The 25,989-nt window shown below is 61.1% G+C and carries 14 protein-coding genes; 5 read left to right on the forward strand and 9 right to left on the reverse strand.

Annotated features, from left to right (window positions below; all coding sequences use genetic code 11):
• Positions 1–23: 23 nt before the first annotated feature.
• From ACEN8R_RS15575 to ACEN8R_RS15585, 3 genes are all read right to left on the reverse strand, one after another.
• Positions 24–509, reverse strand: coding sequence for a GNAT family N-acetyltransferase (locus ACEN8R_RS15575; protein WP_495624191.1), 486 nt, complete (start codon positions 507–509; stop codon positions 24–26).
• Between the two features lie 128 nt (positions 510–637).
• Positions 638–1,963: an ATP-binding protein gene (locus tag ACEN8R_RS15580; RefSeq protein WP_019582488.1), complete on the reverse strand. Its 1,326-nt coding sequence runs from the start codon at positions 1,961–1,963 to the stop codon at positions 638–640.
• Positions 1,960–2,640, reverse strand: a complete 681-nt coding sequence (locus tag ACEN8R_RS15585; RefSeq protein WP_018929974.1) for a response regulator — start codon at positions 2,638–2,640, stop codon at positions 1,960–1,962. The genes ACEN8R_RS15580 and ACEN8R_RS15585 overlap by 4 nt, the downstream gene beginning before the upstream one ends.
• Positions 2,641–2,966: 326 nt before the next feature.
• On the opposite strand from ACEN8R_RS15585, the gene ACEN8R_RS15590 reads away from it, so the two are divergent.
• From ACEN8R_RS15590 to dsbG, 4 genes are all read left to right on the forward strand, one after another.
• Complete coding sequence (locus ACEN8R_RS15590; protein ID WP_495624192.1) at positions 2,967–3,740, forward strand: hypothetical protein; 774 nt, start codon at positions 2,967–2,969, stop codon at positions 3,738–3,740.
• 121 nt (positions 3,741–3,861) lie between these two features.
• Entirely contained in the window at positions 3,862–5,595 is a 1,734-nt protein-coding gene (dsbD, locus tag ACEN8R_RS15595; protein ID WP_477747072.1) for a protein-disulfide reductase DsbD, read from the forward strand.
• Positions 5,595–6,461: a TlpA disulfide reductase family protein gene (locus ACEN8R_RS15600; protein ID WP_111454993.1), complete on the forward strand. Its 867-nt coding sequence runs from the start codon at positions 5,595–5,597 to the stop codon at positions 6,459–6,461. The genes dsbD and ACEN8R_RS15600 overlap by 1 nt, the downstream gene beginning before the upstream one ends.
• Positions 6,437–7,204, forward strand: a complete 768-nt coding sequence (gene dsbG / locus ACEN8R_RS15605) for a thiol:disulfide interchange protein DsbG (RefSeq protein ID WP_018929978.1) — start codon at positions 6,437–6,439, stop codon at positions 7,202–7,204. The genes ACEN8R_RS15600 and dsbG overlap by 25 nt, the downstream gene beginning before the upstream one ends.
• 67 nt (positions 7,205–7,271) lie before the next feature.
• Here dsbG and ACEN8R_RS15610 read toward each other — a convergent pair whose 3' ends face one another.
• Both ACEN8R_RS15610 and ACEN8R_RS15615 read right to left on the reverse strand, forming a co-directional pair.
• Complete coding sequence (locus tag ACEN8R_RS15610) at positions 7,272–8,096, reverse strand: alpha/beta fold hydrolase (protein WP_495624193.1); 825 nt, start codon at positions 8,094–8,096, stop codon at positions 7,272–7,274.
• Between the two features lie 80 nt (positions 8,097–8,176).
• Positions 8,177–21,160, reverse strand: a complete 12,984-nt coding sequence (locus tag ACEN8R_RS15615) for a non-ribosomal peptide synthetase (RefSeq protein WP_495624194.1) — start codon at positions 21,158–21,160, stop codon at positions 8,177–8,179.
• A 380-nt stretch (positions 21,161–21,540) separates the two neighbouring features.
• On the opposite strand from ACEN8R_RS15615, the gene ACEN8R_RS15620 reads away from it, so the two are divergent.
• The gene (locus ACEN8R_RS15620; protein ID WP_007894994.1) at positions 21,541–22,089 is read left to right on the forward strand and encodes an RNA polymerase factor sigma-70; all 549 of its coding nucleotides are present in this window, start codon (positions 21,541–21,543) and stop codon (positions 22,087–22,089) included.
• Positions 22,090–22,182: 93 nt separating this feature from the next.
• Here the strand turns inward: ACEN8R_RS15620 and ACEN8R_RS15625 are convergent, their stop codons facing one another.
• The 4 genes from ACEN8R_RS15625 to ACEN8R_RS15640 form a co-directional block, all read right to left on the reverse strand.
• A complete protein-coding gene (locus ACEN8R_RS15625; protein ID WP_495624195.1) occupies positions 22,183–23,196 on the reverse strand; it encodes a GNAT family N-acetyltransferase in 1,014 nt (337 codons plus the stop codon).
• Between the two features lie 149 nt (positions 23,197–23,345).
• Positions 23,346–24,185 carry a hypothetical protein gene (locus ACEN8R_RS15630; protein ID WP_018929983.1) on the reverse strand — a complete coding sequence of 280 codons (840 nt, stop codon included), beginning with the start codon at positions 24,183–24,185 and terminating at the stop codon, positions 23,346–23,348.
• A gap of 172 nt (positions 24,186–24,357) precedes the next feature.
• The gene (locus ACEN8R_RS15635; RefSeq protein WP_192379599.1) at positions 24,358–25,152 is read right to left on the reverse strand and encodes a substrate-binding periplasmic protein; all 795 of its coding nucleotides are present in this window, start codon (positions 25,150–25,152) and stop codon (positions 24,358–24,360) included.
• 94 nt (positions 25,153–25,246) lie between these two features.
• Positions 25,247–25,870 (reverse strand): TetR/AcrR family transcriptional regulator, encoded by a 624-nt coding sequence (locus tag ACEN8R_RS15640; protein WP_138867054.1) that lies wholly within the window; start codon positions 25,868–25,870, stop codon positions 25,247–25,249.
• Positions 25,871–25,989: the final 119 nt, after the last annotated feature.

Raw genomic sequence — 25,989 nt, forward strand, 5'->3', positions numbered from 1 at the left:
GATTTAGACCCTCGATCAGCTTTCTATGAAGGTGGTGGCAGCGCCTTGTGCATGGGAATGGCGTGGAGCCCCGCCACCGTGAAAGCTTCAGCGCAAGCCCGGTAACCCAGGCGGTGGTAAAACGCTTCGCCGGTGCGCGTGCTGTTGAGACGTACCTGGGGCAAACCCTGAGCAATCAACCACGTCTCCAGATCATGCACCAACGCTTGTCCGGCGCCCCGTCGAAACCATTCCGGTTGCACGTAACAAAACGCAACCTTGCCACTGATCGCCGCCATGGCGACGCCGACCGGTTTGTCATGCAACAGGGCGATGTTCAGGTACAACCGCGGGTCGTTCAGCCAGGGCTGCACGTGTTCGATGGTTTTGTTGTGGGTCCAGGTGGCGACGGTTCGCGGGTCGTTACGGTGGTCGAGCGCGCAGCCGACGCGAATGGAGCGCTCGACGATTCGGCTGATGATGCCGGCGTCGGCAGACGTTGCCTTGCAGATGTGTATCGATGCAGTCATGGCGCTGTTACCTCAATCCATTGAGTCAAAGCTGCCGGGGACGATAACGCCGTGGGGGCCGGGAGGCCAACGGAGAGACGTTACATTTGGTGTGCGACAACATAGACACCCTGTGGGAGCGGTGTCTGTTAGACAGGTTGCAACGGCATCGTCAATTCAACCCGCAGGCCATCCGGCCGGCTGTCGAAATGCAGGGTACAGCCGCAGCGCTGGACAATGGCCTGGACAATCGCCAGGCCGAGGCCGCAACCGGTGCTCTGGCCGTTGCGCCAGAAGCGTTGGGTCAGGTGTTGCAAGTCGTCTTCGGCAATTCCCGGACCGTGGTCGCGCACCAGAAAGTGCACGCGATTGCCATTGGTTTCCAGACTCAGCTCCACCGCCCCATCGCCCGGTGTATGGCGCAGGGCGTTGTCGAGCAAGTTGCGTAATGCAGCAATCGACAGCACTGCGGGCATTTGCAGCGGCGCATCGGAGAATCTGGCCGGCACCTGAAACTTGATCCGCTGACGATCGCCGCTGGCCGCATCCTGAATCGCCAGTTTCGCCACCTGCTCAGCGCTGCACTGCACGCCATCATCGAACGACAAGCTGCCCTCGACACGCGCCAGCAGTAGCAATTGTTCAAGGGTACGGTGCAGGCGGTCGGCGCCCTCTTCGGCCCGGGCCAGGGACTGATCCCGTGCGGCACCGTCGGTCATGCGCGCCACTTGCAGGTGGGTTTTGATCGCAGTCAGCGGGCTACGCAATTCGTGCGCCGCATCACCGGTCAGGCGCCGCTCGCGCTCGATGGTCTTGCCGATGCGCTGGAACAACTGATTCTGGGTTTCCAGCAGCGGTTGCAATTCGCTGGGCAACGGCTGGATCTGCAATGGTTCCAGAGAATCGGCGCTACGCCGCATCAACGCATCGCGCATACGATTGAGCGGTGCCAGCCCCTGACCGATGCCGAGCCACAACAGGCACAGGCAGCCAAGCAGCGCCACGCCGACCGGCACCGAAGCCGCCAGCAGAATGGACATGTTCAGCGCTTCACGCTCGATCTGCCGGTCGGCGGTGGTGATGCGCACATCGCCCCGCGCCAGGGTGAAGCTGCGCCATGGCGCGCCGTCGATAATCTGATCGTGGAAGCCCATTTTCTCGGCTTCCAGCGCTTGCTCGGGGTTGCTGTGGCTGCGGGCCAGAATCTCGCCGCGCAACGAGCTGACCTGACAGGCCATGCCGCCGGGGATATTCAGTTGTTCAGCGCTGAAATGGGTGCCCTCGCCCTTGCTCGGCAATGCCGGCAGTTGCTCCAGTAACCCGGCGACCATCCGCGCCGAGGCAACCAGCCGCTGGTCGAGGGAAAACATCATCTGGTTGCGCAGATCGCTGAGCATCCAGGCGGCGGCCAGGGCCCAGATCAGCGCAAATGCGGCGCCGAGGGTCAGGCTCAGACGCAAACGCAGGCTCATCACTTCGATTCTTCTCCGCCATCGGCCGGCCCCAGGCGATAGCCCAGGCCACGCACCGTCTCGACAATGCCATTGCCGAGTTTACGCCGCAGGTGATGGATATGGACGTTAAGGGCGTTGCTTTCCAGCTCATCGTTGAAACCGTAGACGCTGTCTTTCAGTTGCTCGGTTGAGAGTACGCGACCACGGTTGTGCAGCAAGGCTTGCAACAGCGATTGCTCGCGACGGGAAAGGTCCACCGGCTGGCCGCCCAGCATGGTTTCGCGGCTGCTCGGATCGTAGGTCAAACGACCGTGCTCGATCAGGTTGACGCTGCGCCCCGCCACTCGTCGCAGCAAGGTGTGCAGGCGCGCTGCCAGTTCGCGCAGGTCAAAAGGCTTGAGCAAATAATCGTCGGCCCCGGCCTGCAAACCGTCGACGCGATCGGTGACCGAATCCCGCGCCGTGAGAATCAACACCGGAATCTCCAGGCCACTGTGACGCAACTGCTGCAACAGCTTCAGGCCATCCTCATCGGGAAGGCCAAGGTCGAGCACCATGACATCGAACTCAGCCACCTTGAGCATCGCCCGGGCAGCCGACGCGGTGGCGACGTGCTCGACGGTCAGGCCTTGCGCGGTCAGGCCGGCAACAATTCCGCTGGCGATCAGCTCATCGTCTTCGCAAACCAGTACATGCATGGGAGCCCCCAGGACAAAAAAGCGAGTGAAGCAGCTGAGGATTAAGCCGCAATTATGGCAAGGCCCGCCGCTGACGAGAAGCAGCGCCTCCCTCGCAGGCGTCGCGACCGCTAAGCGACGAAGTTGAAAGTGAAGTTCGCTGTTAATGCATGGCCGAACGCCTGCGCACATGTCGTTTCAAACCGAAACATATTCCATCCTGAAAACATGACCACAGCGTAAAACATCACGCTACCCTAGCACGGCTCCACTCCAGGCCAATTATTACCTGGAAGAAAGTCATTTAAGACCCGAACCATACTTTATTATCTGAAAGGAATCAGATCATGCCGACACTTAAAAACATCGTGACCGTCGATTGGCGTTCAGGAAAAGACAAGATCTACTTCATCTTCAAAGACACCGATACTTATTCCCGCTTTGATATTCCCGATAACAAGGTCTCTGATGGATACCCCTGGGCTATTAAAGGAAACTGGGGGACGTTGGAAAACCACATGAAAAACCTGCGGTTTGGATTTACGACCACGGGCATAACGCTTGATCGTCCCATGGACTCTTCTGACCTCGATATCCTTTGGCTTTTCTATTACGAGCGCACTACGCCGATGGTCTGCGCCTACAATCAGGATACCGATGCGGTAATGCAGACCCGCAAGGTTGAAGACACTAAATGGAAGCTGCTGTTGCCTCACTTTGATCGAATCGTTGCAGGGACATGGTGGCAAGTAAGTCGCCCCTCACTCTTTCGATTCATCATGAATGACGGGAACTCCCTCTATCTGGATTTGGACGAGGATCCCAACCGGGACCGCGGCTATATCGGTGGCAAACTTGACGACGACCTCCCTCCTCCTGTTGTGACCCCGGTCCAGTCACTGAGGACAGAGCCCATTACAGAAGCTACCTGGCCCGGTCTTGCTCCCTATAAAGACCGGATCATTACAGCGGTGCAAAACGATCGGACTTTCGCTGACAGTTATTACTATATCTTTCTGACTGACAATCAGTTTCTGACTTATAACATTCCGAAAAATCGCCTGGTTTCCGGTCCGCATGCGGTTGATAGCCAATCCTGGCCAGGCCTGTTGCGCAACTGAAGTTTCAAGCCGTAGTGGCTACCTCCTGACGGGTCGAGCAGGCGGTACCGGCGGCGGTTAATCATCGGTTAATCGCCGCCACCCATTGTGCAGTCAACTTGCACAGGGATAAGGCTTACCCATGCGTCGACTGTTTCTATTTTTTGTTCTCTTGATCTCGGGTGTGGCCCAGGCAGGGATAAATCCGTTCGACACCAAACCTGAATTCTTGCCAGTGGAAAAGGCCTTTGCCTTTACCTCCGAACGCCTCGAATCAGGTGAAACACAGCTCTATTGGCAGATTACCGACGGTTATTACCTTTATCAGAAACGCCTGAATTTCGAGGGTTTGTCTGCGCAACAGCACCCGGTATTACCTGACGGCGAAGCACACAGCGATGAGTTCTTCGGCGAACAAGAGGTTTATCGCCAAGGCCTGGAGCTGAAGATTCCGGCGGGAGCCACCGGTCAGATCAAGGTGGGTTTCCAGGGGTGTGCCGATGCCGGTTTGTGTTATCCGCCGCAAACCCAGATCGTGGACCTGGGCGGCAAGGCTACTGCATCTGCGGCCAGCGAAGCGCCGGACCAAGCCTTGGCCAGCGGCCTGCAACAACGTGCGCTGGGCTGGAGCTTGTTGGTGTTCTTTGGTCTGGGCCTGTTGCTGGCCTTCACCCCTTGCTCGTTGCCGATGCTGCCGATTCTGGCGGGGTTGATCGTTGGCAGTGGTGCCACGCCCAAACGCGGTTTTGCCCTCGCCGGCAGTTATGTGATCAGCATGGCGCTGGTGTATGCGGCGATGGGTGTTCTGGCGGCATCGCTTGGCGCGAACCTTCAAGCGCTGTTGCAGAATCCATGGCTGTTGGGCAGCTTTGCGGCGGTGTTCGTGCTGCTGGCCTTGCCGATGTTCGGTTTTTTTGAACTGCAATTGCCGGTGGCCGTGCGGGATCGGCTGGAACATGTTTCACGCAGCCAGCGCGGTGGCAACCTGATGGGCGCCGGTGTGCTGGGGGCCTTGTCCGGTCTGTTGGTGGGACCGTGCATGACTGCCCCATTGGCCGGCGCCCTGCTCTATATCGCCCAGAGCGGCAATGCGCTGCACGGCGGGTTGATTCTGTTCGCCCTGGGCATCGGCATCGGTGTGCCGCTGTTGCTGCTGGTCACCGTCGGCAATCGCTTCCTGCCTAAACCTGGCGCCTGGATGAACCTGCTCAAGGGTGTGTTCGGTTTCCTGTTTCTCGCCACGGCTTTGCTGATGCTGCGTCCGGTGCTGGATGAATCGCTGTGGCTCGGTTTGTGTGGCGGTTTGCTGCTGATCGCCGCCTACAGCGCCTGGCAGCAGTCCCAGGGATTTGGCCGCGTTGCCCACCTGTTCGGCGCCAGTTCGCTGCTGCTGGGGTTATGGGGCAGCCTGCTGGTGGTCGGTGCGGCGGGCGGCAGTGACGATCCGTATCAGCCGTTGCAGGTGTACAGCGCCGGTCGTACCGGCGCTGTCTCGCCAAGCGCTCACGATGCATTCACTACGATCAAGGAGCCCGCGTCCCTGCAACGCGAGCTCGACGCCGCCAAGGCCCAGGGCCAATGGGTGCTGCTGGACTATTACGCCGACTGGTGTGTGTCGTGCAAAGTCATGGAAAAACAGGTCTTCGGCAAACCTCAGGTACTGGATGCTCTGAGCGATGTGCGCTTGCTACGGCTGGACGTCACCGCCGACAATGCCGCCAGCCGCGAACTGCTCGGCCGTTATAAAGTGCCGGGGCCGCCGAGCCTGTTGTGGATCGGCACCGACGGCGAAGAGCGTCGCAGCCAGCGCATCACCGGCGAGGTCGATGCCGGCACTTTCCTGCAACGCTGGACCACCACCCGAGACGCTCGTTAATGCTGACCTTTACCCTCGGCACCTTTGCCATCGCGCTTAACCATTTGCTGCTGATCAGTGCCCTGGCGCTGGCGACGTTTGTCGGCTGGCGGGTGGCCAAGCGTGGCGGCGAGAACCCGGAATCGGTGCTGTTCAGCCTGTTCCTGCTGGGCATGCTGGCGGCCCGGGTCGGCTTCGTGATTGCCTACTGGGCACAGTATCGCAACGATCCGTGGCAGATCATCGACCTGCGCGACGGTGGTTTTCTCGCCTGGCCGGGGGTGGTCGTGCTCTTGCTGGCGGCGTTGTACCGCGGCTGGCGTCAACCGGGCCTGCGTCGGCCATTGGGCTTTGGCGTGGCCAGCGGTCTGGTGTTCTGGCTGCTGGCGAGTTTCTCCCTGAGTATTTACGAACAAGGCACGCGCCTGCCGCAGATCACCTTGCGCAATGCTGCCGGCCAGACCATCCAACTCAGCGACTACCAGGGTGGCCCGTTGGTCATCAACCTCTGGGCCACCTGGTGCCCGCCGTGCCGCCGGGAAATGCCGGTGCTAGAGAACGCCCAGCAACAGCGCCCGGACCTGACCTTCCTGTTCGTCAACCAGAGCGAAAGCATGCAGAGCGTCGCCACTTTCCTCGAAACCCAGGGCCTGAGCCTGACCAACGTGCTGTTCGATGGCAGCGGTCGATTGAGCCATGCCGTGGGTTCCATGGCATTGCCGACTACGCTGTTCTATAGCCCCAACGGGTATCTGTTGGGCAGTCACCTGGGTGAGTTGTCGGAAGCCAGCCTGGCCCGCGCCCTGGAACACTTCGACACCCCGAACCCGGCCACCTCGGCCACGCCTTCAAGGAAATTGCCATGCTCCGCCTCCGCCACCTGCTGACACTGACCCTGGGTGCTGCCCTGCTACACCTGCCGTCGGTACAGGCCGAAGAACTGCCTGAAGCGATCAAGAAGATCGAAGCCAAGGGCGCCAAAATCGTCGGTACCTTCGACGCGCCCGACGGCCTGCGCGGTTACGCGGCGCAGTACCAGAACCGCGGTATGACGCTGTACCTGACCCCGGACGGCAAACATGTGCTGCTCGGCAATCTGTACGACGCCGACGGCAATGACCTGAGCAGCGCACCGTTGCAGAAACTGGTCTACGCGCCGATGGCCAAGGAAGTCTGGGGCAAGATGGAAGCAAGCAGCTGGATCGGTGACGGCAATAAGGACGCACCACGGGTCGTCTACCTGTTCAGCGACCCGAACTGCCCGTACTGCAACATGTTCTGGGAACAGGCACGGCCGTGGGTCCAGGCCGGCAAGGTGCAGCTGCGGCACATCATGGTCGGTATCATTCGCGAAGACAGCCCCGGCAAATCCGCCGCGCTGCTGGCCGCCAAGGACCCGCAGAAAGCCCTGGAAGAACACGAGAAATCCGGCAAGGGCAGCTCGCTCAAGGCCTTGAAGGACGTACCACCGGCGGTTCAGGCGAAACTGGCGGCGAACATGAAGTTGATGGAAGACCTGGAACTGGCCGCCACCCCGGCGATTTTCTACATGGATGAAAAGGGCCAGTTGCAACAACAGCAAGGCGCGCCGTCGCCGGACAAGTTGCTGAAGATTCTCGGGCCCAAATAAAGATCAAAAAATCGCAGCCTTCGCCCTACGCGCCTGTGGGCACCACCGAAGGCTGCGATCTTTTTAATCAAGCGCTACACGGATTTCTGTCGGCCAGAAACTTGAGCAGCGCCTCAGTGACAAACTCGGGGTTCTCCAGACTGGAGATATGCCCCGCCTCCGGCACCAGCACATACGGGCAACCGATCAACTCAGCCATTTCTCTGGTTTCCGACGGCGGCCGCGGTTTGTCCTGGTCGCCACACATCAACAGTGTGGATTCAGGGTTCAGCTGAGCCAGGCGCGGCAACAAATCATCACGACTAAACGTGATCCGTCCCATCGGCACAATGCTTTCACGCAGCCGGCTGACTGGTAATGCCGCCAGCCTGGCGCGGAAATCCTGATACAAAGCCGACTGCGGATCGATGCCCGGACGGAAGAAGATCGGCACAATAATGTCGAGCAGTTGCGGCGAGATCTCACCGCTGTCTTCGATCTGTTTGAACAGCGAGAAGTAATACTGACGAGTCGGTTCCGGTTCGACACCAACGTAAGTATCCATCAGCACCAGCCCGTTGAGCCGCTGCGGCGCCGACAGTGCCAGGCGAACGCCCCACATGCCACCGACCGAAAGACCGACCAGCGTGACGCGATCGATGTCCAGATGATCGAGTAATGCCAGTGCCTGACGCGCCACGTCATCCAGCGACGTCATGCCCTCGGGCATCCGCCCGGATTCGCCATGGCCCCAGAGGTCCAGTGCAATGACCCGATAGCGCTGCGACAGCGCCGCAATCTGCGGTGCCCACATGGCCTGGTCCCACAGGTAGCTCCCGGCCAGCAATACCGCCGGGCCCGTGCCTTGATCTATGTAGTGAAGCGCTTGTCCATCAACCGTTACGAAGGGCATCGACTGTCTCCCTGGTGAAATAGGATCCATTAAAAAACCACGGGAAGCCTGAGCCGCGTGGGCTCGGCAGTCAACCCGGATTAAAGGCCCTCCAGCTCCGCCATCAGGTCATTCAACCGATCCACCTTCTCCTCGGTAATGTCGCTCGCCGCCAACCCATCGATGTACTCGGCCAATTCCGCCACCGTGCTGCACTCGAACATCGCCCGCAGCGGCACGTTGCGTTGCAGGGCTTTTTGTACCCGCGAGGCAATTTGCGTGGCCAGCAGCGAATGCCCACCCAGCTCGAAGAAGTTGTCACGCACGCCAACCTTCTCGACCTTCAACACTTCGGCCCAGATATCCGCCAAGGTCTGCTCCAGCTCATTGCCCGGCGCCTGATAGTCCTGGCTCTGCAACTGGCCGATCTCCAGTGCCGGCAAGGCCTTGCGATCGAGTTTGCCGTTGGCGTTGAGCGGCAGCTTGTCGAGCCACAACCAGTGCAGCGGCACCATGTATTCCGGCAACTCGGCACGCAGGCGTTGCTTGATCCGCTCCAGTCGTTCGTTCGGATTGAGCGCCGAATCTGCTGCCACCAGATAGCCGACCAGATGCTTGCCGTTGACGCCTTCCTGCACCCCGACCGCCGCGTCGCGGACTTCCGGCTGCTCATGCAGACGCGCCTCGATTTCACCCAGTTCGATGCGGTAACCGCGAATCTTCACCTGATGGTCGATACGTCCGACGTACTCCAGCACGCCGTCACTGCGACGACGGGCCAGGTCACCGGTGCGATACAGCCGATCCCCGGGCGCACCGAACGGATTCGGCACAAACACCTGCGCCGTGCGCAACGGATCGCTCACATAACCGCGCCCGACCCCGGTGCCGGCCACGCACAACTCACCCACCGCCCCCAACGGCACCAGCTCCAGCGCGCCATCGAGCAGGTACAAACGGTTGTTGTCGGTCGGCGTACCAATCGGCAGATAACTGCCACGCGTCGAGGCCATGTCGACCCGGAAGAACGCCACATCGTCCGAGCATTCCGCCGGGCCATAAGCGTTCACCAGCCCCATCTGCGGGTAACGCAGCAACCATTGATGCGCCAGTTCCGGCGGCATCGCTTCACCGGTCGGCAACATCCAGCGCAGGCCATCGAGGCTCATGCAGTCCTGGGCGAGCATGCCCTGAATCAGCGACGGCACGCTTTCCAGCACGCTAATGCCCTGGCTCTGGACGTGAGCCAGCAAGCCTTGCGGATCATGGGCGATGCTGTTCGGCACGATGTCCACCCGAGCGCCGAACAACGGCGCCGCGAGGAACTGCCAGACCGAAATGTCGAAGCTTTGCGAGGCAGTCTGGGCGATCACATCGGCGTCGCTCAGCTTCAGGTACGGTACCTTGCTCAACTGGTTATTGAGCATGCCGCGCTGCTCGACCATCACGCCCTTCGGCAGGCCGGTGGAGCCCGAGGTGTAAATCACGTAGGCGAGGTTGTCCGGGCCACTGTAGATAGCCGGATTGGCCACCGAAACGTCGCTCGCCTGCACGTCTTCCCAGACCAGCAATCGAGGCCGGTTGGCACATCCGAATTCCTCCAGCAGCGCGACGGCTTGGTCACGGCACGCCTGGGTGCAGACCAGCAACGGCGTGCGGCTCAGGTCAATGATCCGGCTCAGGCGCTGACTTGGCAGGCCAGGGTCCAGCGGCAGGTAACCGGCACCGGCCTTGAAGCTGCCGATAATCATGCCCAGCAGATCGAGATTACGCTCGGCGAGCAGCGCCACCGGTTGATCGAGGCCGACGCCTGCAGCGATCAAGGCATGGCCGAGACGGTTGCTGCGCTGGTTCAACTCAACATAGCTGTGTTGCTGATCGAGATAACTGGCGGCAATCCGCTGCGGATGCCGGGCAACCTGCGCTTCGAACAATGAGACATAGCTCTGCTCCAGCGGATAGTCGTGTTCGCTCTGGTTGCAGCCATGGATCAGGAAGTCCTGCTCCTCGACGCCCAGCAGCGGCAAATCGGCCATGTCACCGTGGAAGCCCTCGACCAGCGCCAGCAACAGGCGCTTGAACTCACCGAGCATGCGCTCGACGGTGGATTCGTCGAAATAACGCTGGTCGTAGGACAAGTGCAAGCCCAGGTCATCCCCCGGATAGCAGACCGCCGTCAACGGGAAGTTGGTGTGGGTGCGGCCCGAATCCGAAGTGGCATTGAGGCTTTGCGCACGGTCCAGCACCGAGACTTCCACCGGGGCGTTTTCGAACACGAACAGGCTGTCGAACAGCGGTTGGCCTTTCGGCAACTCGCTGTTTTCCTGAATGCTCACCAGCGGCAGGTACTCGTATTCGCGCAGTTGCATGTTGCTGTCGAGCAAACCGCTGAGCCACTGACGAACGCTGCAGCGCTGATCGTCCTCGGGCATTTTCACCCGCAGGGCGATGCTGTTGATGAACAGCCCGACGGTGCGCTGCATCTCTGGCATGTCCACCGGACGCCCGGCCACCGTGACGCCGAACAGCACGTCGCGATCACCGCTCAAGCGACGCAGCACCAACGCCCACGCCGCTTGGGCGAAGGTGTTGACGGTCAACTGATGGGCCTGGGCCAGTTCGCGCAATTGCGCGCCGTCCCGGGGATCAAGCCTTGTGTAACGGTCGCCGACGATCATGCCGCCGCTGTCGCCGGCATGTTCACGCAGGAACGGCCGGTCGCTCGGAATCGGCGTGGTGCGCTCGAAACCTTGCAGGTTCTGCCGCCACCACTGTCGCGCCTCGGCCAGGCTCTGGCGTTGCAGCCAGCCGATGTAATCGCGATAACGCGGCGGCACGGCCAGTTGCGCTTGCCGGCCTTCGCCGAGGGCGGTGTAGATTTCGAAGAAGTCGTTCATCAGCAGCGAACGGCACCAGGCATCGATGAGGATGTGGTGGTTGCTCATCATGAACCAGTAGCGCGCCGCGCCGACGCGGATCAAACGCAGATGGAACGGTGCCTGGTTGAGCAGATCGAACCCGGCCTCGCGCTCGCTTTTCAGCAGCGCCTGCAGCTTCGGTTCTTGCTCGGTTTCGGCAACCGCGCTCCAGTCCAGATACTCGATCGGCGTGCTGCCCGGTTTATGGATCACTTGCAGCATGTCTTCGCCGACGTTCCAGCAGAACGACGCGCGCAAGGCTTCGTGGCGGGCGATCACCGCTTGCCAGGCCAGAGCGAAACGCTCGGGGTCGAGCTCGCTGTTGATGCGGTAGCGGTCCTGCATGTAATAGAGGCCGGTGCCCGGCTCGAGCAAGGTGTGCAGCAGCATGCCTTCCTGCATCGGAGTCAGCGGGTAGACGTCTTCGATCATCGACGCTGGAACCGGCAGTGCGTCGAGTTGCGGCTGAGTCAATCTGGCCAGCGGGAAGTCCGACGGTGTCAGGCCGCCCGCGTGGTCGCTCAGGCAGTGCTGGATCAGGCAGTGCAATTCATCCAGATACGCCTGCGCCAAGTCGGCGATGGTTTGCCGGTCGTGGCGTTCAGCGCTGAAGGTCCAACGCAGCACCAGTTCACCACCGTACACCTGACTGTCGATGCTCAGTTCGTTGGGCAACGGCGCATGCGGATCATGGGCCGCACCCACCGGCTCATCGAGCGGACGGAACAGCGCATCGCTGCCGAAGCTCTGGTCGAACTGGCCAAGGTAGTTGAAGGTGATCGGCGCCACCGGCAGCGCGGCCATGGTCTGTCGGCACAGGCCATCGGCCAGGTAGCGCAGCACGCCATACCCCAGGCCATTATGCGGCACCGCGCGCAGTTGCTCCTTGATCGCCTTGATCGATGCGCCCTGCCCGTTCGCAGGTGTGAGGCGCAGCGGATACGCGCTGGTGAACCAGCCGACAGTGCGGGTCAGGTCGATTTCGTCGAATAGGGTTTCGCGACCGTGGCCTTCGAGTTGAATCAACGCCGACGCATGACCGCTCCAGCAGCACAACACACGGGCCAACGCGGTCAGCAGCAAGTCGTTGACCTGGGTGCGATAGGCCGCCGGTGCCTGTTGCAACAGTTGCTGGGTGCGCTCGCTGTCGAGGCGCACGCTGACGGTTTGCGCGTGACGATTCTGCTGCCCGCCCCGAGGCCGATCACACGGCAATTCAGCGCTTGGGCCGGCCAGTTGCGCCTGCCACCAGCTCAATTCTTCCCGTAGGGATTCGCTGCCGGCATAAGCCTGCAACCGTGCGGCCCAGTCCCTGAAGGCACTGGTTTTCGCTGGCAGTTTTACTGACTGCTCTGCGTCCAGTTGACGATAAACCGTTTGCAGATCGTCCAGCAGCACCCGCCACGACACCCCGTCCACCACCAAGTGGTGAATGGCAATGAACAACCGTTGTTGCCCCTCGGGATCGTCGACCAACAGCGCCCGCATCAGTGGCCCTTGCTCAAGGTCGAGGCTGCGCTGCGCTTCGGCGAACAGTGCCGCGCATGTGTCCATCGTCGGCACCTGCACTTGCCACAGCACGGCAGCGTCGGAAACTGCCTGATGCTCGGCCTGCCAATGACCGGCGACTTCGGTGAAGCGCAGGCGCAAGGCATCGTGCTGCTCGATCACCGCCAACAGCGCTTGCTCCAGGCGATGCGGCTCCAGCACCACGGTCGGTTCCAGCAGCAACGCCTGGTTCCAGTGTTGACGCTGCGGGATTTCGGTGTCGAAGAACCAGTGCTGAATTGGCGTCAGACGCGATTCACCCGTGAGCAAACCTTGTTCGGCGGTGACCTGCTCGGTACGAGTCGCCACCGCAGCCAACGTCTGCACGGTCTGGTGCTGGAACAGGTCGCGCGGGCTGAAGTGGATACCCTGCTGCCGCGCCCGGCTGACCACCTGGATCGACAGGATCGAATCGCCGCCCAGTTCGAAGAAGTTGTCGTTGAGGCCGACCTGTTGAACGTTGAGCACTTCACACCAGATGCCGGCCAGGATCATCTCAAGTTCGTTGCTCGGCGCCACGTATTGCTGACGATTCAACTCCGGGTCCGGTGCCGGCAGTGCGCGACGGTCGAGTTTGCCGTTGGCGGTCAGCGGCATGCTGGCCAGCAGGATCAAGTGCGTCGGCACCATGTAATCCGGTAACTGAGATTTGAGGTGCGCCTTCAACGCTTCGCGCAGTGCAGTTTGCTGCGCTTCATCCTGCTCGGCCACGTTTGTAACCAGATAGCCCACCAGTTGCTTGCCGCTCGGTGCATCGAGCGCCAGCACGACCGCTTCACGGATCGATTCATGTTCCAGCAGACGGGTTTCGATCTCGCCCAGTTCGATGCGAAAACCACGGATCTTCACTTGATGGTCAATGCGGCCGAGGTACTCGACCAGGCCATCGGCGCGCTGACGGACAAGGTCGCCGGTGCGGTACAAGCGTCCGCCGTTCGCGGCAAAAGGATCAGCGACAAAGCGTTCGGCGGTCATCCCCGGACGTTGGTGATAACCCTGCGCCAGACCGGCGCCGCCGACATACAACTCGCCGGTCGCGCCTTGCGGCAGCAACGCCAGATCGGCGTCGAGAATGTACGCCACCCGAGCGCCGATCACGCTGCCGATCGGCACACTGCCCAGCCCTTCTTCCAATTGCTCGGGGGCTAGGCTGGCGAGCGGCATGACCACAGTTTCGGTCGGGCCGTAAGCGTTGAAAAACAGGCTCGGTTTGAACGCCGCGCGAATCCGCTGCAAGTGTTCGCCAGTCAGGGCTTCGCCACCGGTGATGCACATGCGCACCGGCAGGGTTTCGCCCTGGGTCGCCAGCCATTGCGCCAACTGGCTGCCGTAGCTTGGGGTGAAGCCGAGGATGTTGATGTTGTGGCGACGAATCAGCCCGCAGATTTCCTGCGCGTCCCACTGGCCTTGAGCGCGAAGGACCACCTGCGCACCACTCAATAGCGGCACCAGCAGACGCTCGGTCGCGGCATCGAAGTTGATCGAATAGAAGTGCAACTCGCAATCATCGGGGCGCATGCCGAAACGCTCGATCACCGCGCGGCAATGCATGGCGATTTCACCGTGGGACACCACCACGCCTTTCGGTTTTCCGGTGGAGCCCGAGGTGTAAATCAGGTACGCCTGATGCTGCGGCATACTGATAAACGGCAGCTCGCTGGCCGGGTAATTGGCCAGGTCCGCGGCATCGTCTTCCAGGCACCAACGACCGACGCTGGCCGGCAATTCACCGAGTGCCGCGAACATCGCCGCATCGCTGAGCAACAAACCGATGCCGCTGTCTTCGATCATGTAGTGCAGGCGATCCAGCGGGTATTCCGGGTCCAGCGGCACATAGGCGCCGCCCGCCTTGAGGATTGCCAGCAAGCCGATGACCATCTCCAGCGAACGTTCCAACGCCAAGCCGACCCGCACTTGCGGCCCGACACCGCGCTCACGGAGCATCCAGGCCAGACGATTGGCGCGGCTATCGAGCTCGGCGTAGCTCAGGGTTTGCCCGGCGAACGTCAGCGCCGGTGCGCCCATGCGCACCAGCGCCTGCTCAGCGAACAGCTGGTGGATGCATTGATCGAGGCGATGCTCACCCGGCTCGATGCCGAGGTTGTCGAGCAGGTTTTGCTGTTCAGTGGCGTCGAGCAATGGCAGCTCACTCAAGCGCTGTTGCGGATCGGCCAGCAACGCTTCCAGCAGATTGCACCAGTGCCCGGCCATGCGCGCAATGCGCGGCTCATCGAACAGATCGGTGCTGTAAGTCAGGCAGCAACCGAGGCGATGGTCGAGGTCGGTGACTTCCAGGTTGAGGTCGAACTTGGTCGCTCGCGCATCGTTGGCCAGGTACTCGACGGTCATCCCGGCCAGGGTGCGGCGCTGCTGGAACTCCCAGCGCTGCACGTTGCACATCACCTGGAACAGCGGGTTGTAAGCGGCGCTGCGCGGTGGCTGCAAGGCTTCGACCAAGTGATCGAACGGCAGGTCCTGATGGGACTGGCCTTCGATCACCGTGTGGCGAACCTGCTCGAACAACTCGCCCACGGACATCTGCCCGTCGAGCTGGCAACGCAGCACTTGGGTGTTGAGGAACGCGCCGATCAGCCCTTCGCTTTCCGGACGAATGCGGTTGGCCACCGGCGCACCGATGCGCAGGTCGGTCTGGCCGCTGTAGCGGTAAAGCAGCACGGCCAGGGCGGCGGTCATGGTCATGAACAGGGTCAGGCCGTTGTCTGCGTTGAAGGCACGAACCCGTGCCGCGAGGTCATCGCTGAGGTCGAAGCGGAACAGTTCGCCCTGATGACTTTGCACCGGCGGACGCGGACGATCGGCTGGCAACTCCAGCAGCGGATGTTCGCGGCCCAGTTGCGCGGTCCAGTAATCGAGCTGGCGCTGACGTTCGCCGGATTCCAGCCACTGACGCTGCCACACGCTGTAATCCAGGTACTGCACCGGCAAGGGTTGCAGTGGTGATTCGCGGTCATCGACGAAGGCTTCGTAGAGCGCGCTGAGTTCCCGGGCGAAGATGTCCATCGCCCAGCCTTCGGTGACGATGTGGTGCAGGGTCAGCACCAGGTAATGTTCCTGCTCGGCGGTCTTGACCAGGCAGGCGCGCAGCAACGGTCCGGTTTCCAGATCGAAAGGCGTGTGCGCCTCGCTGTCGGCCAGTTGCTGGACTCGCTGCTCACGGGTATCGGCCGCCAGCGCGGAGAAATCCTTCCAGTCCATGCGCATACCGGTGTCCGGATGCACCTGTTGCCGGGCCACGCCGTCGACGCTCGGGAATGTCGTGCGCAGGGTTTCATGACGCATGATCAACGCTTGCAGCGCCGCCTCGAAACGCCCGACATCCAGCACGCCGCGCAACCGCGCCATGCCGCCGACGTTGTAGGCCGGGCTGTCCGGTTCCATCTGCCACAAGAACCACATGCGTTGCTGGGAATAGGACAAGGGCACCGGTTGGCGGCGGTCGACCTTCTCGATCGGTGGCTGCCGGTTGGTTTTGCCGCTGACCTGAATCAAGCGAACCTGTTCGGCAAACGCGCCCAGCTCACTGGCCTCGAACAGCGCTCGCAACGGCAACTCGACGTCGCAGGCCTGACGGGTACGGGAGATGATTTGCGTGGCCAGCAGCGAGTGGCCGCCAAGGGCGAAGAAGTCGTCGCGCAGACCGATCTGCGCTTGGCCCAGCACTTCGCGCCAGATGCCGGCGATTTGTTGCTCAAGCGCCGTGACCGGTTCGACGTGCTCGCGGACGTGCCACTGAGGTTCCGGCAAGGCGCGACGATCGAGTTTGCCGCTCGGGCTCAAGGGCATTTGGTCCAGACGCATGAGTTGCGCCGGGACCATGTATTCCGGCAACTCGGCGGCCAGTACGGCTTTCAGGTGTGCGGTTTGAGTGTCGAGGTCTTCAGTGGAATCAGTGGCGGTGTAGTAACCGATCAACTGCCCGCCGACCGCCGTTTCGTGCACCAGCACCACCGCTTGGGCGACGCCGGATTGTGCCAACAGCCGCGCTTCGATCTCTTGCGGCTCGACACGAAAACCACGCAGTTTGACCTGTTGATCGAGACGACCGAGGTATTCGATCACGCCATCGGCGGTCCAGCGCGCACGGTCGCCGGTGCGGTACAGACGCGCGCCCTGCTCGCCCAGTGGATCGACCACGAAACGCTCAGCGGTCAGCCCCGCACGGCCCAGATAGCCCCGAGCCAAACCGATACCGCTGATGCACAGTTCACCCGGCACGCCGGCCGGCACCGGGTTGAGGTCACTGTCGAGCACCCGGCACAGCACGTTGCCCAATGGCCGGCCAATCGGCGAGCGCTCGCCATCGGCGGTTGTGCAGTGCCAGTGGGTGACGTTGATCGCGGTTTCGGTGGGGCCGTAGCGGTTGTGCAGTTGCACCGCCGGCAGTTGCGTCAGCACGCGGTTGCGCAGTTCGACGGGCAAGGCTTCGCCGCCGGAAAACACCCGGCGCAGGCTGGTGCATTCGGCGGTCAGCGGTTCGTTGATGAACAGCGAAAGCAGCGGCGGCACAAAGTGCAGCGTGGTCACACCGTACTGCTTGACCAGTTGTGCGATGCGGTGTGGATCGCGGTGTTCGCCGGGACCGGCGATCAGCAAGCGGCACCCAGTGATCAGCGGCCAGAAACACTCCCACACCGACACGTCAAAACTGATCGGGGCTTTTTGCATCAGCACGTCGGTATCGTTCAGGCGATAAGTGCTCTGCATCCATTGCAGACGTTCAGCGAGCGCTGCGTGAGTGTTGCCAACGCCCTTGGGCTGGCCGGTGGAACCCGAGGTATAAATCACGTAGGCCAGGTTGTCGCCGTGCAGGTGCAAACCCGGTGCATGGCTTGGCCAGTTCTCCAGGTGCAGGGCGTCCATGGCGATCACGCAGACGCCATCAGTGGCCGGCAAGCGGTCGAGCAATTCGGTTTGGGTCAGCAACAACTCGACGCCACTGTCGCTGAGCATGTAGGCCAGGCGCTCGGCCGGGTAATCCGGGTCGAGCGGCACATAAGCGCCGCCGGCCTTGATGATCGCCAGCAAACCGATCAGCAACTGCGGCGAACGTTCGGCGGCGATCGCCACGCACACGTCCGGGCCGACGCCTTTGTCGCGCAGGTAATGCGCCAAGCGGTTGGCCTGAGTATGCAGTTCAGCGAAGTCCAGGCTGCCGCCGTCCCACAGCAACGCGGTGCGCTCCGGGGTCTGGCGCACTTGTTCGTTGAGCAGTTCCGGCAACCACTGCTGCGCCGGTTTGCACGGAGCAACGCTCCAGTCATTTTGCTGAGCCTGTTCGGCGGTAGTCAGTAGTTGCAGGTCACCGATCGCTTGTTGCGGACGTTCGCAGATAGCTCGCAGCAAATTGCTGAAATGCTCGGCCAGACGCTCGATGGTCGGCGCGTCAAACAGTTCGCTGGCGTAGTCGAACGACAGGCTCAAACGTCCGTTGCGGTCTTCCTCACTGTGCAGTTGCAAGTCGAACTTGGCTTCGCGGCTGTGCCACGGCAGCTCTTCGGCGAGCAGCCCCGGCAGACGACGCAGAGCGCTGAGATCCCGTTGCTGATGGTTGAACATGACCTGGAACAGACCTTGTTCGCGGGCCTGCGGGAAAGCTTCGAGCAGTTGTTCGAACGGCAGGTCCTGATGCGCTTGCGCCCCCAATGAGGCTTGCCGGGTTTGCGCCAGCAACTCCACGAATGGCAGTCGCGAGTCCACTTCGGCACGCAACACTTGGGTGTTGATGAAGAAGCCGATCAGCCCTTGGGTTTCCAGGCGTGGACGGTTGGCATTCGGCACGCCGATGCGGATGTCACGCTGACCACTGTAGCGATGCAGCAGGCTCTGGAATGCCGCGAGCAACAGCATGAACGGCGTCGACTCATGAGCCTGGGCGGTCTGGCGAATCGCGTTGCTCAGGCTCGCGTCCAACCGCAGGGTGTGGCGGGCGGCGCTGTGGGTGTGTTGTGCCGAACGTGGGTGGTCGGTGGCCAGGCTCAGGGTCGGATGCTCATCACCCAACTGCTCTTTCCAGTAAGCGAGTTGCCGTTCGCCCTCCCCTTGCGCCAGCCACTGGCGCTGCCAACTGCCGTAGTCGGCATATTGCGTCACCAAGGCTGGAAGGCTGACGGTCTGGCCTTGAGAGGCTGCCGCATACAGGCGCGAGAACTCCTCGATCAGCACGTTCAGCGACCAGCCGTCGGCGATGATGTGGTGCATCGTCACCAGCAGTTGATGATCCTCATCTTCGAGGCGCACCAGGGTCACCCACAGCAGCGGGCCGTTCTCCAGGTCGAACCGGGTGCGGGCTTCGTCCTCTCGGATTTGTTGCGCGCGGGCTTCACGCTCGGCGGCCGGCACGTCGCTGATGTCGATCACTTGAAGATTGAACTCACCGGCAGCATCGACCCGTTGCAGGGCCACACCGTCGCGCTCGAAAAACCGCGTGCGCAGGGATTCGTGACGTTCGATCAGTTGCTGGAAACTGGCGCGCAAGGCGTCTTCGTCCAGTTCGCCGCGCAGGCGCAAGGCGCCGGGAATGTTGTAGGCGCTGCTCTGCGGGTCGAGTTGCCAGGTGATCCACAAACGGTTTTGCGCCAGGGATTGCGGCATGGCGTCGTTGCGCGACAGCTGAGTGATCGCGCCTTGGGCGAGGCCGCCATCCTGTTGTTGCCGGGCGACGGCGGCGGCGAACGCGCCGAGGGTCGGCGCTTCGAATAACAGACGCAGATTCAGCTCCATCCCCAACGCTTCACGCAGGCGTGCGACCACTTGAGTAGCGGCGATGGAGTTGCCGCCGAGCAGGAAGAAGTGATCGTCGGCGTTGACTTGCTTGACCTGCAATTGCTCGCACCAGATCTGGCCGATCAGGGTTTGTAGTTCGGAACCCGACTCGCTGCTGCCTTCACTTTCGTTCGCTGCCGACGGGAAAACCGCATAGCTGTCGAGGCTGCCATCGGCCAGGCGATTGCGGCAGGCCGAACGTTGCAACTTGCCGCTGGAAGTCTTGGGCAGTGCCCCCGGATTGAGCAGCACCACCACGCTCGGCGCCTCCTGATACGCCTCGGCCACCGCTTGGCGGATGGCTTTGATCAGCGCCTCGGGCGACAGGATTTTCTGCACGCTGCGGCTGATTTCCGCGGCGACGCCGATACCTTCCTGTCCCTCGAGATTGACCGCGAACGCGGCCACACGCCCCTTGCGCACCACCTCCACTTCGCGCTCGATGGTCTGCTCGATGTCCTGCGGATAGAGGTTGTGACCACGAACGATCAGCATGTCTTTCAGGCGCCCGGTGATGAACAGTTCACCGTCACGCAAAAAGCCCAGGTCGCCGGTGCGCAGCCAGGTGCGGCCCGTGTGCTGGACGAAGGTCTTGGCCGTGGCTTCAGGGTTGCGCCAGTAGCCATGGGCGATGCTCGGCCCGGCGGCCCAGACTTCACCGACCGCGTTGTCGGCGAGTTCTTCGAACGATACCGAATCGACAATCAGCACCGCATGATCCGGCTGGCTGATGCCGCAACTCATGACCGGACTGCCGTCGCCCGGTTCGGCGCGGTTTTGCGCCAAGGCCTGATCATCCACGCGCAATGCCGGAATGCCCCGACCGCGCGGAGTGCCGGCAACGAACAGCGTGGCTTCCGCGAGACCGTAAGAGGCCATGAAGCTGTCTGGCGTAAAACCACAGGCCGCGAATTTCTCGGCGAAGCGTTCCAGGGTGTCGAGGCGAATCGGTTCGGAACCGGAATACGCAACGCGCCAGCCGCTCAAATCAAGACGTTCCAGAGCCGATTCGCTGACGCGCTCGCTGCACAGTCGATAGGCGAAGTCCGGCCCGCCGCTGATGGTGCCGCCGTACTCGCTGATCGCTTCCAGCCAGCGCAACGGGCGACCGAGGAAGTACGCCGGCGACATCAACACGCACGGCACACCACTGAAAATCGGCTGCAGCAGACCACCGATCAGGCCCATGTCGTGGTACAGCGGCAGCCAACTGACGATCACGTCATCAGGATTGAGGTCAATGCCAAAGCCGTGACGAATCAATCGTTCGTTGGCCACCAGGTTGCCGTGGCTGACTTGCACACCTTTAGGCAAAGCGGTGGAGCCGGAGGTGTATTGCAGGAAAGCGATGTGCTCGCCTTGCAGGTCCGGCGCAACCCAGCGTTCAGCCAGGGCGTTGTCGAGGGTGTCGACACATAGCAGCGGCGGCGCCCCGTTGATTTGCAACAAGGCGTCGCGCAGGTCGGCGCTGGTCAACAGCAGGCGCGGCTCGGCATCGCTAATGATCGACAGCAGGCGTTCCTGATGATGACGACGGGTCGATTCCGGCGGATAGGCCGGTACCGCGATCACCCCGGCGTACAGGCAACCAAAGAACGCCGCGACGTAATCCGGACCGCTGGGAAACAGCAGCACCGCGCGATCACCGAACGACGCCTGGGCCTGCAACGCGCCGGCAATGGTTCGCGCCCGTTGGTCCAGCTCACGATAACTGAGCACCACAGCCTGATCCTGGGTTTCGGCAAGAAAACGCAAGGCCACCCGGTCCGGCGTCAGGGCCGCGCGGCGCTGGAGGGCTTGGACCAGTGTGCTGGGGAGTTCGAACGCGTCGGTCATGAGGTTTCCTGCCTGAATTCGGCTTGCAAGTGGAATCGGTTTTCATATTTCACGCCCGTTCACGGGCATGCAGGACGCGGTCTTCGCCGACCGCGCAAGGCTTGGGAATGCTGTTTTGGCCGGGGTTTGCGCCCGCAGCCATTCACCAATGAGAACGGATGAGGTCTTGGAATAATTAGTCGCCGGGCTTGAGCGCCGGCAGGCTTGTGGCCGGTGGGTGAGTCAGCGTGTCGCCGTTCTCGGTCCGCACCGCAACGGAGCATTAATTCTCTTTCTCAATTGACAATCATTATCATTCAACATAATTTGTCGCTCGATATGTAGGACGGCTCCGACCCCCTTGTCGTCCCACGACCCTATTTGCAGCAAGGTGATTTCCAATGACGGAACAAGTATCCACAAGCAGGTGCGATTCACCGCTACTTCAGGCCTTCGTCGACAACCGACTGATTCTGGTCAAGATCGCCGCCCGCATTACCGGCTGCCGATCCCGCGCCGAAGACGTGGTACAGGATGCGTTCTTCCGGTTGCAATCGGCGCCGCAGATCACCTCGTCCATCAAGGCGCAGCTCAGTTACCTGTTCCAGATCGTGCGCAACCTGGCGATCGATCACTACCGCAAGCAGGCGCTGGAGCAGAAGTATTCGGGCCCGGAAGAAGAAGGCCTGAACGTGGTGATCCAGGGCGCTTCGCCGGAAACCTCGCACATGAATTTCTCGACCCTGGAAAACATTGCCGATGCACTGACGGAGCTGCCCAGCCGCACCCGTTACGCCTTCGAGATGTACCGCCTGCACGGCGTGCCGCAAAAAGACATCGCCAAGGAACTGGGCGTCTCGCCGACCCTGGTGAACTTCATGATTCGTGATGCGCTGGTGCATTGCCGCAAGGTGTCGGGCAATCGTGCGGACACCTTCGCACGTCGTTAAACGCTTCGCGGGCAAACCTCGCTCTACAGGGAATATTGCCTGTCACTGTAGGAGCGAGCGGTGCGGCGATCCGACTTGCCCGCGAAGACTGACTCAAGACAACGAACACCGATCAAAAAACCGCTCACGCCCCAGCACCATCAGCGCCGCGCGCTTGTGCGGGAAGTCGAACTCTTTCTCGCAGTGAAAACACTGATTATGCAGATGCCCGATCATCTTTGCGTTGTCGGCGCGAGGTTCGGCGACCACCCGTTGAGTGCGCGGATCATCGAGAAACAGGTAGTGCACTAGCGCCGATAACCAACTCGCCACCTTGTGCGGGCCACGGTGATCTTCCTCACCCACCAGCATGTGAATGCCACGGTCGTAATCGCCGGCGTCATAGAACGGCGCAATGCGATCTTCCTTGGCCCAGTAGGCTTCAAAGTAGGCAAACGGCTGATCATCGAAGCAACCGATCAGGGTCAAGGTGTGCGGGTCGGCTTCGAGTTTGCCGAGGTATTCCCGATGCTTCTCGAGGCTGCCCTCCTCCTGCCAGAAACTCGCGACCCGCGGGCTGTTCTGCCAGCGGTTGAAACGCGCCAGGTCATGCTCAATTTCTACCGTGCGCAAGGAGACCCACGCACCGAGCCGCGCATCGAAACGTCGATAGACCTCACCACGGGGTTTCACCGCACGCAGGGGATGGCGCTTGCCGTCACTGATGACCATCTGCTGCGGATAGCTATCGGTCAACGACTCACCCAGCCAAGGCTGAGGCAATTGCCAGAACAGCGTGCGTTCACAGCGATATTGACCGTTGACGTCGGTCGCGATCAGCAACCCGCTGAGCAAGGCTTCGGTGGGCACTTGATCGAGGTACCAGCTCAGACGCTGACACTGCGCATCACGGGCAAACAGCCAATAACAGGCCGCCCAGAATGCTTGACCGTCAGGACGGCCAAAGCGCTCCTCCAGCCGCAGATGCAACTCGGGCTCGCGGGTCAGCCGCAGTTCGATCAGCGGCTGCCCTTCCAGGCTGAGGCTCAGGCGACTTGCGGTTTCATCGGCTACAAGACGGTTGCCTGACGGCAAGGCCAGGGCGGTCAGGTCATTCAGATTGGACATGGGTCGGGCTCACGGTAATCGTCGACAGTTAACTGAGGTGACGTGAGCCGGGCATGGAAATTTAACGAAAAGCACCGCGAACCTTAATCAGCATTCGCGGTGGCATGCACAGCCTGGATCAGTTCCAGGCCATTGACGTTACGCAGGTGCTAGATCGACCTGACCCAGATTTCGCGGAAGGCATAGTCGTTGCCGTTTCCGGTGGCGACATGGTTAACGATCTGCAACTCCATCTGTGATGCACTCGCGGTAAACGTGCCTTTGAGCGGAGCCCAGGCCATTGACGAAATTTCCGTCGCGGGGGCAATGACTTGCGCTCCGCTGTTGAGTGACAGCACCGGAACCGAATAGCTGTTGTTCCACCTGCGCACGGTCACCCCGAACTCATAGGACCGACCCACTTCCAGCCCCTGAAAGGTCTTTTTCAACACCGTGCCGGCAGAGTTGTTGGTGTAGGTGTTGTCGAATAATACGTAGATATCTCCATCTTTGGTGATGGTGAGATCCCGTGGATCAGTCGCAGCGTCGCCCCTCATCCAACCATTCCAGTTATTGGTACCGTCTGTTGCCGAGAAGGTCGTTGTATCGTCAAAAGGCGCCTGGACCTCAAGACACAATGTCGGGAACAGCACCGGGCCAGCACAACTGCCTCCATCCAGCGCCGCCTGAAAAACAAACGCGAGATGGCTCCCGTCTTTCAGATTCTGCAAAGACGCCCAGGCAATATTGCGACGCCAGCCCTCCTGGAACTCTTGTTGCGTGACGGGCTCGGCGTCGGCCACTCGCAGCATCACTGGCGAGCCGTCGGCTTGTTGACCGCAGACATGCAGCGTTGTCTTTTGATTAACCACCATGAATGGCCAACGCGCCACCTCGACCGTGACACCGGCCGAATCATCAGGTTTTTTCAGAACGAGTACATCGTTGACGGCTTGTGGTACCACAGGCGCGGGCACACAGGAGAGAGAAACCAACGCGGGGTTTGTCATGACAGAAATCCTTTCTGAATGAGCGCCAACCCCTCCATGGGGTCGGACACAGGAAAGGAGCTAAGACCACGTTAGGCGAAGCGTCTACTGTCAATTCGACCATTCGAACAGCAGAACATAAATACCAGATGAATGGTCGTCCGCCCCCCCCTGCCCCCGGAAACTCTATCTGTCAGTGCTTGCCCACCGGCACTAGGGCAATTTTGTAGGGATCGAAAATCTTCAGCATCTGGCCGTTGTTTCGCAGGCCTTGCAGCAACTTGCCGAATGCTTCCCCCGTAATCGGCGCCTCTGGACGAATCAGCGCGTAATGGTGATAGACCTGATCGATGCGTTGCGACACCAGCAACTGCTCGCCGACTTTTTCGTTGCGCAGCAGGTAATCGCTCAGATAAGAGCGTGTCACCAGGGCAATGTCCGCTCGCCCGCGCAGCACCATCAGCAGGTTGCTGTCGTGGGAATAGGTCAACGTGGCCTTGTAAGTGTCGGCCAGATACTTGGGATCGGCATTGAAATTGGCAAACTCGTAGTGATAGCCGCTGTACAGCGCCAGCCGCTTGCCCGTCAGGTCCTTGAAGTAACTCTCATCGCGACCGGGTTGCTTCTGCGCGACAAAGATTTCTGCATCTTCCAGGTCCATGTCAACGAGGGTATGCGGGATGTCCTTCCAGCCCCAGTCCGGGTTCTCGAAAATCGCCATATCGACCCGGCCTTCCTTGAAGTCATTGAAACGCCGGGGAATCGAGGTGGGCACCAGCACAAACTGATAATCGGTTTGCAGCTGATTCAACGCTTCCACCAGTTGCGGCAGCAGACCGGTGTCGGCACCGGACTCCGGGCGCACGGTATAGGGGGGAAAATGGGCGGCCCCGACCCGCACCTGTTGCGCGGCCTGAGATGGCAACACCCAGCACACTACAAGCGCCGCCAGCAAAAGCCGCGACGCAATTCGAATTGGCGAAGACATCAAAACAGCACACTCCCCAAAAAAATTTTCATCAATGCATACAAACTAGGCGGTTTCGTCAACTTAGCCAGTTTCTTGCCGAGATAGACGGCTCTTACCGTTCTTCAAGCACCAAAATCAGCGCTTCATCGGCCAATTGATCGAGGTTCATACTGCCATCGGCGCGAAACCAGGTGGTGGTCCAGGAGAGCGCGCCCGTCAGGAAGCGGCGGGTGATGAACACGTCGCCCCGGATAAAACCGGCGTCCTTGGCTTCTCCCAGCACCTGCAGCCAGATGGCTTCATAAATATCGCGCAGCGCCAGAACCTGCGCCTGGCCTTCCTCAGACAGCGAACGCCACTCATACACCAGCACCGCCATGGCCTCGCCACTGCCGCCCATGATCGACTGCAATTCGCAGCGAATCAGCGCCAGCACCCGCTCACGCACACTGCCGGCCTCGGCCAGCGCTGCACGCATCAACGCGGTGTTGTAGCGGATGGTCTCCTCCATCACTGCCCGCAGGATCTCGTCCTTGCTCTTGAAGTGATGAAAAATACTGCCTGACTGAATGCCCACCGCACCGGCCAGGTCGCGCACGGTGGTGCGTTCATAACCTTTGTTGCGAAACAGGTGAGCGGCCACTTGCAGCAGTTTGCCGCGGGCGCTGTCGGGGTCGGTCAATTGGCCGCTGTCGACCAATTCGCGCATCACCCTCAGGGCTTTTTGCTCGTCCACCCGTTCTCTCCTACAGTCGATCAATCAAATGCGCCGCTGCCCGTTAAAACAGCAGGGTTGCGCGGGCAATTTAAGCTGGCGGGGGCGACCAAGCAAGCGCTCGGGAAGAAGATAATCAA

The sequence above is a fragment of the Pseudomonas sp. Pseusp15 genome, from assembly GCF_059492165.1.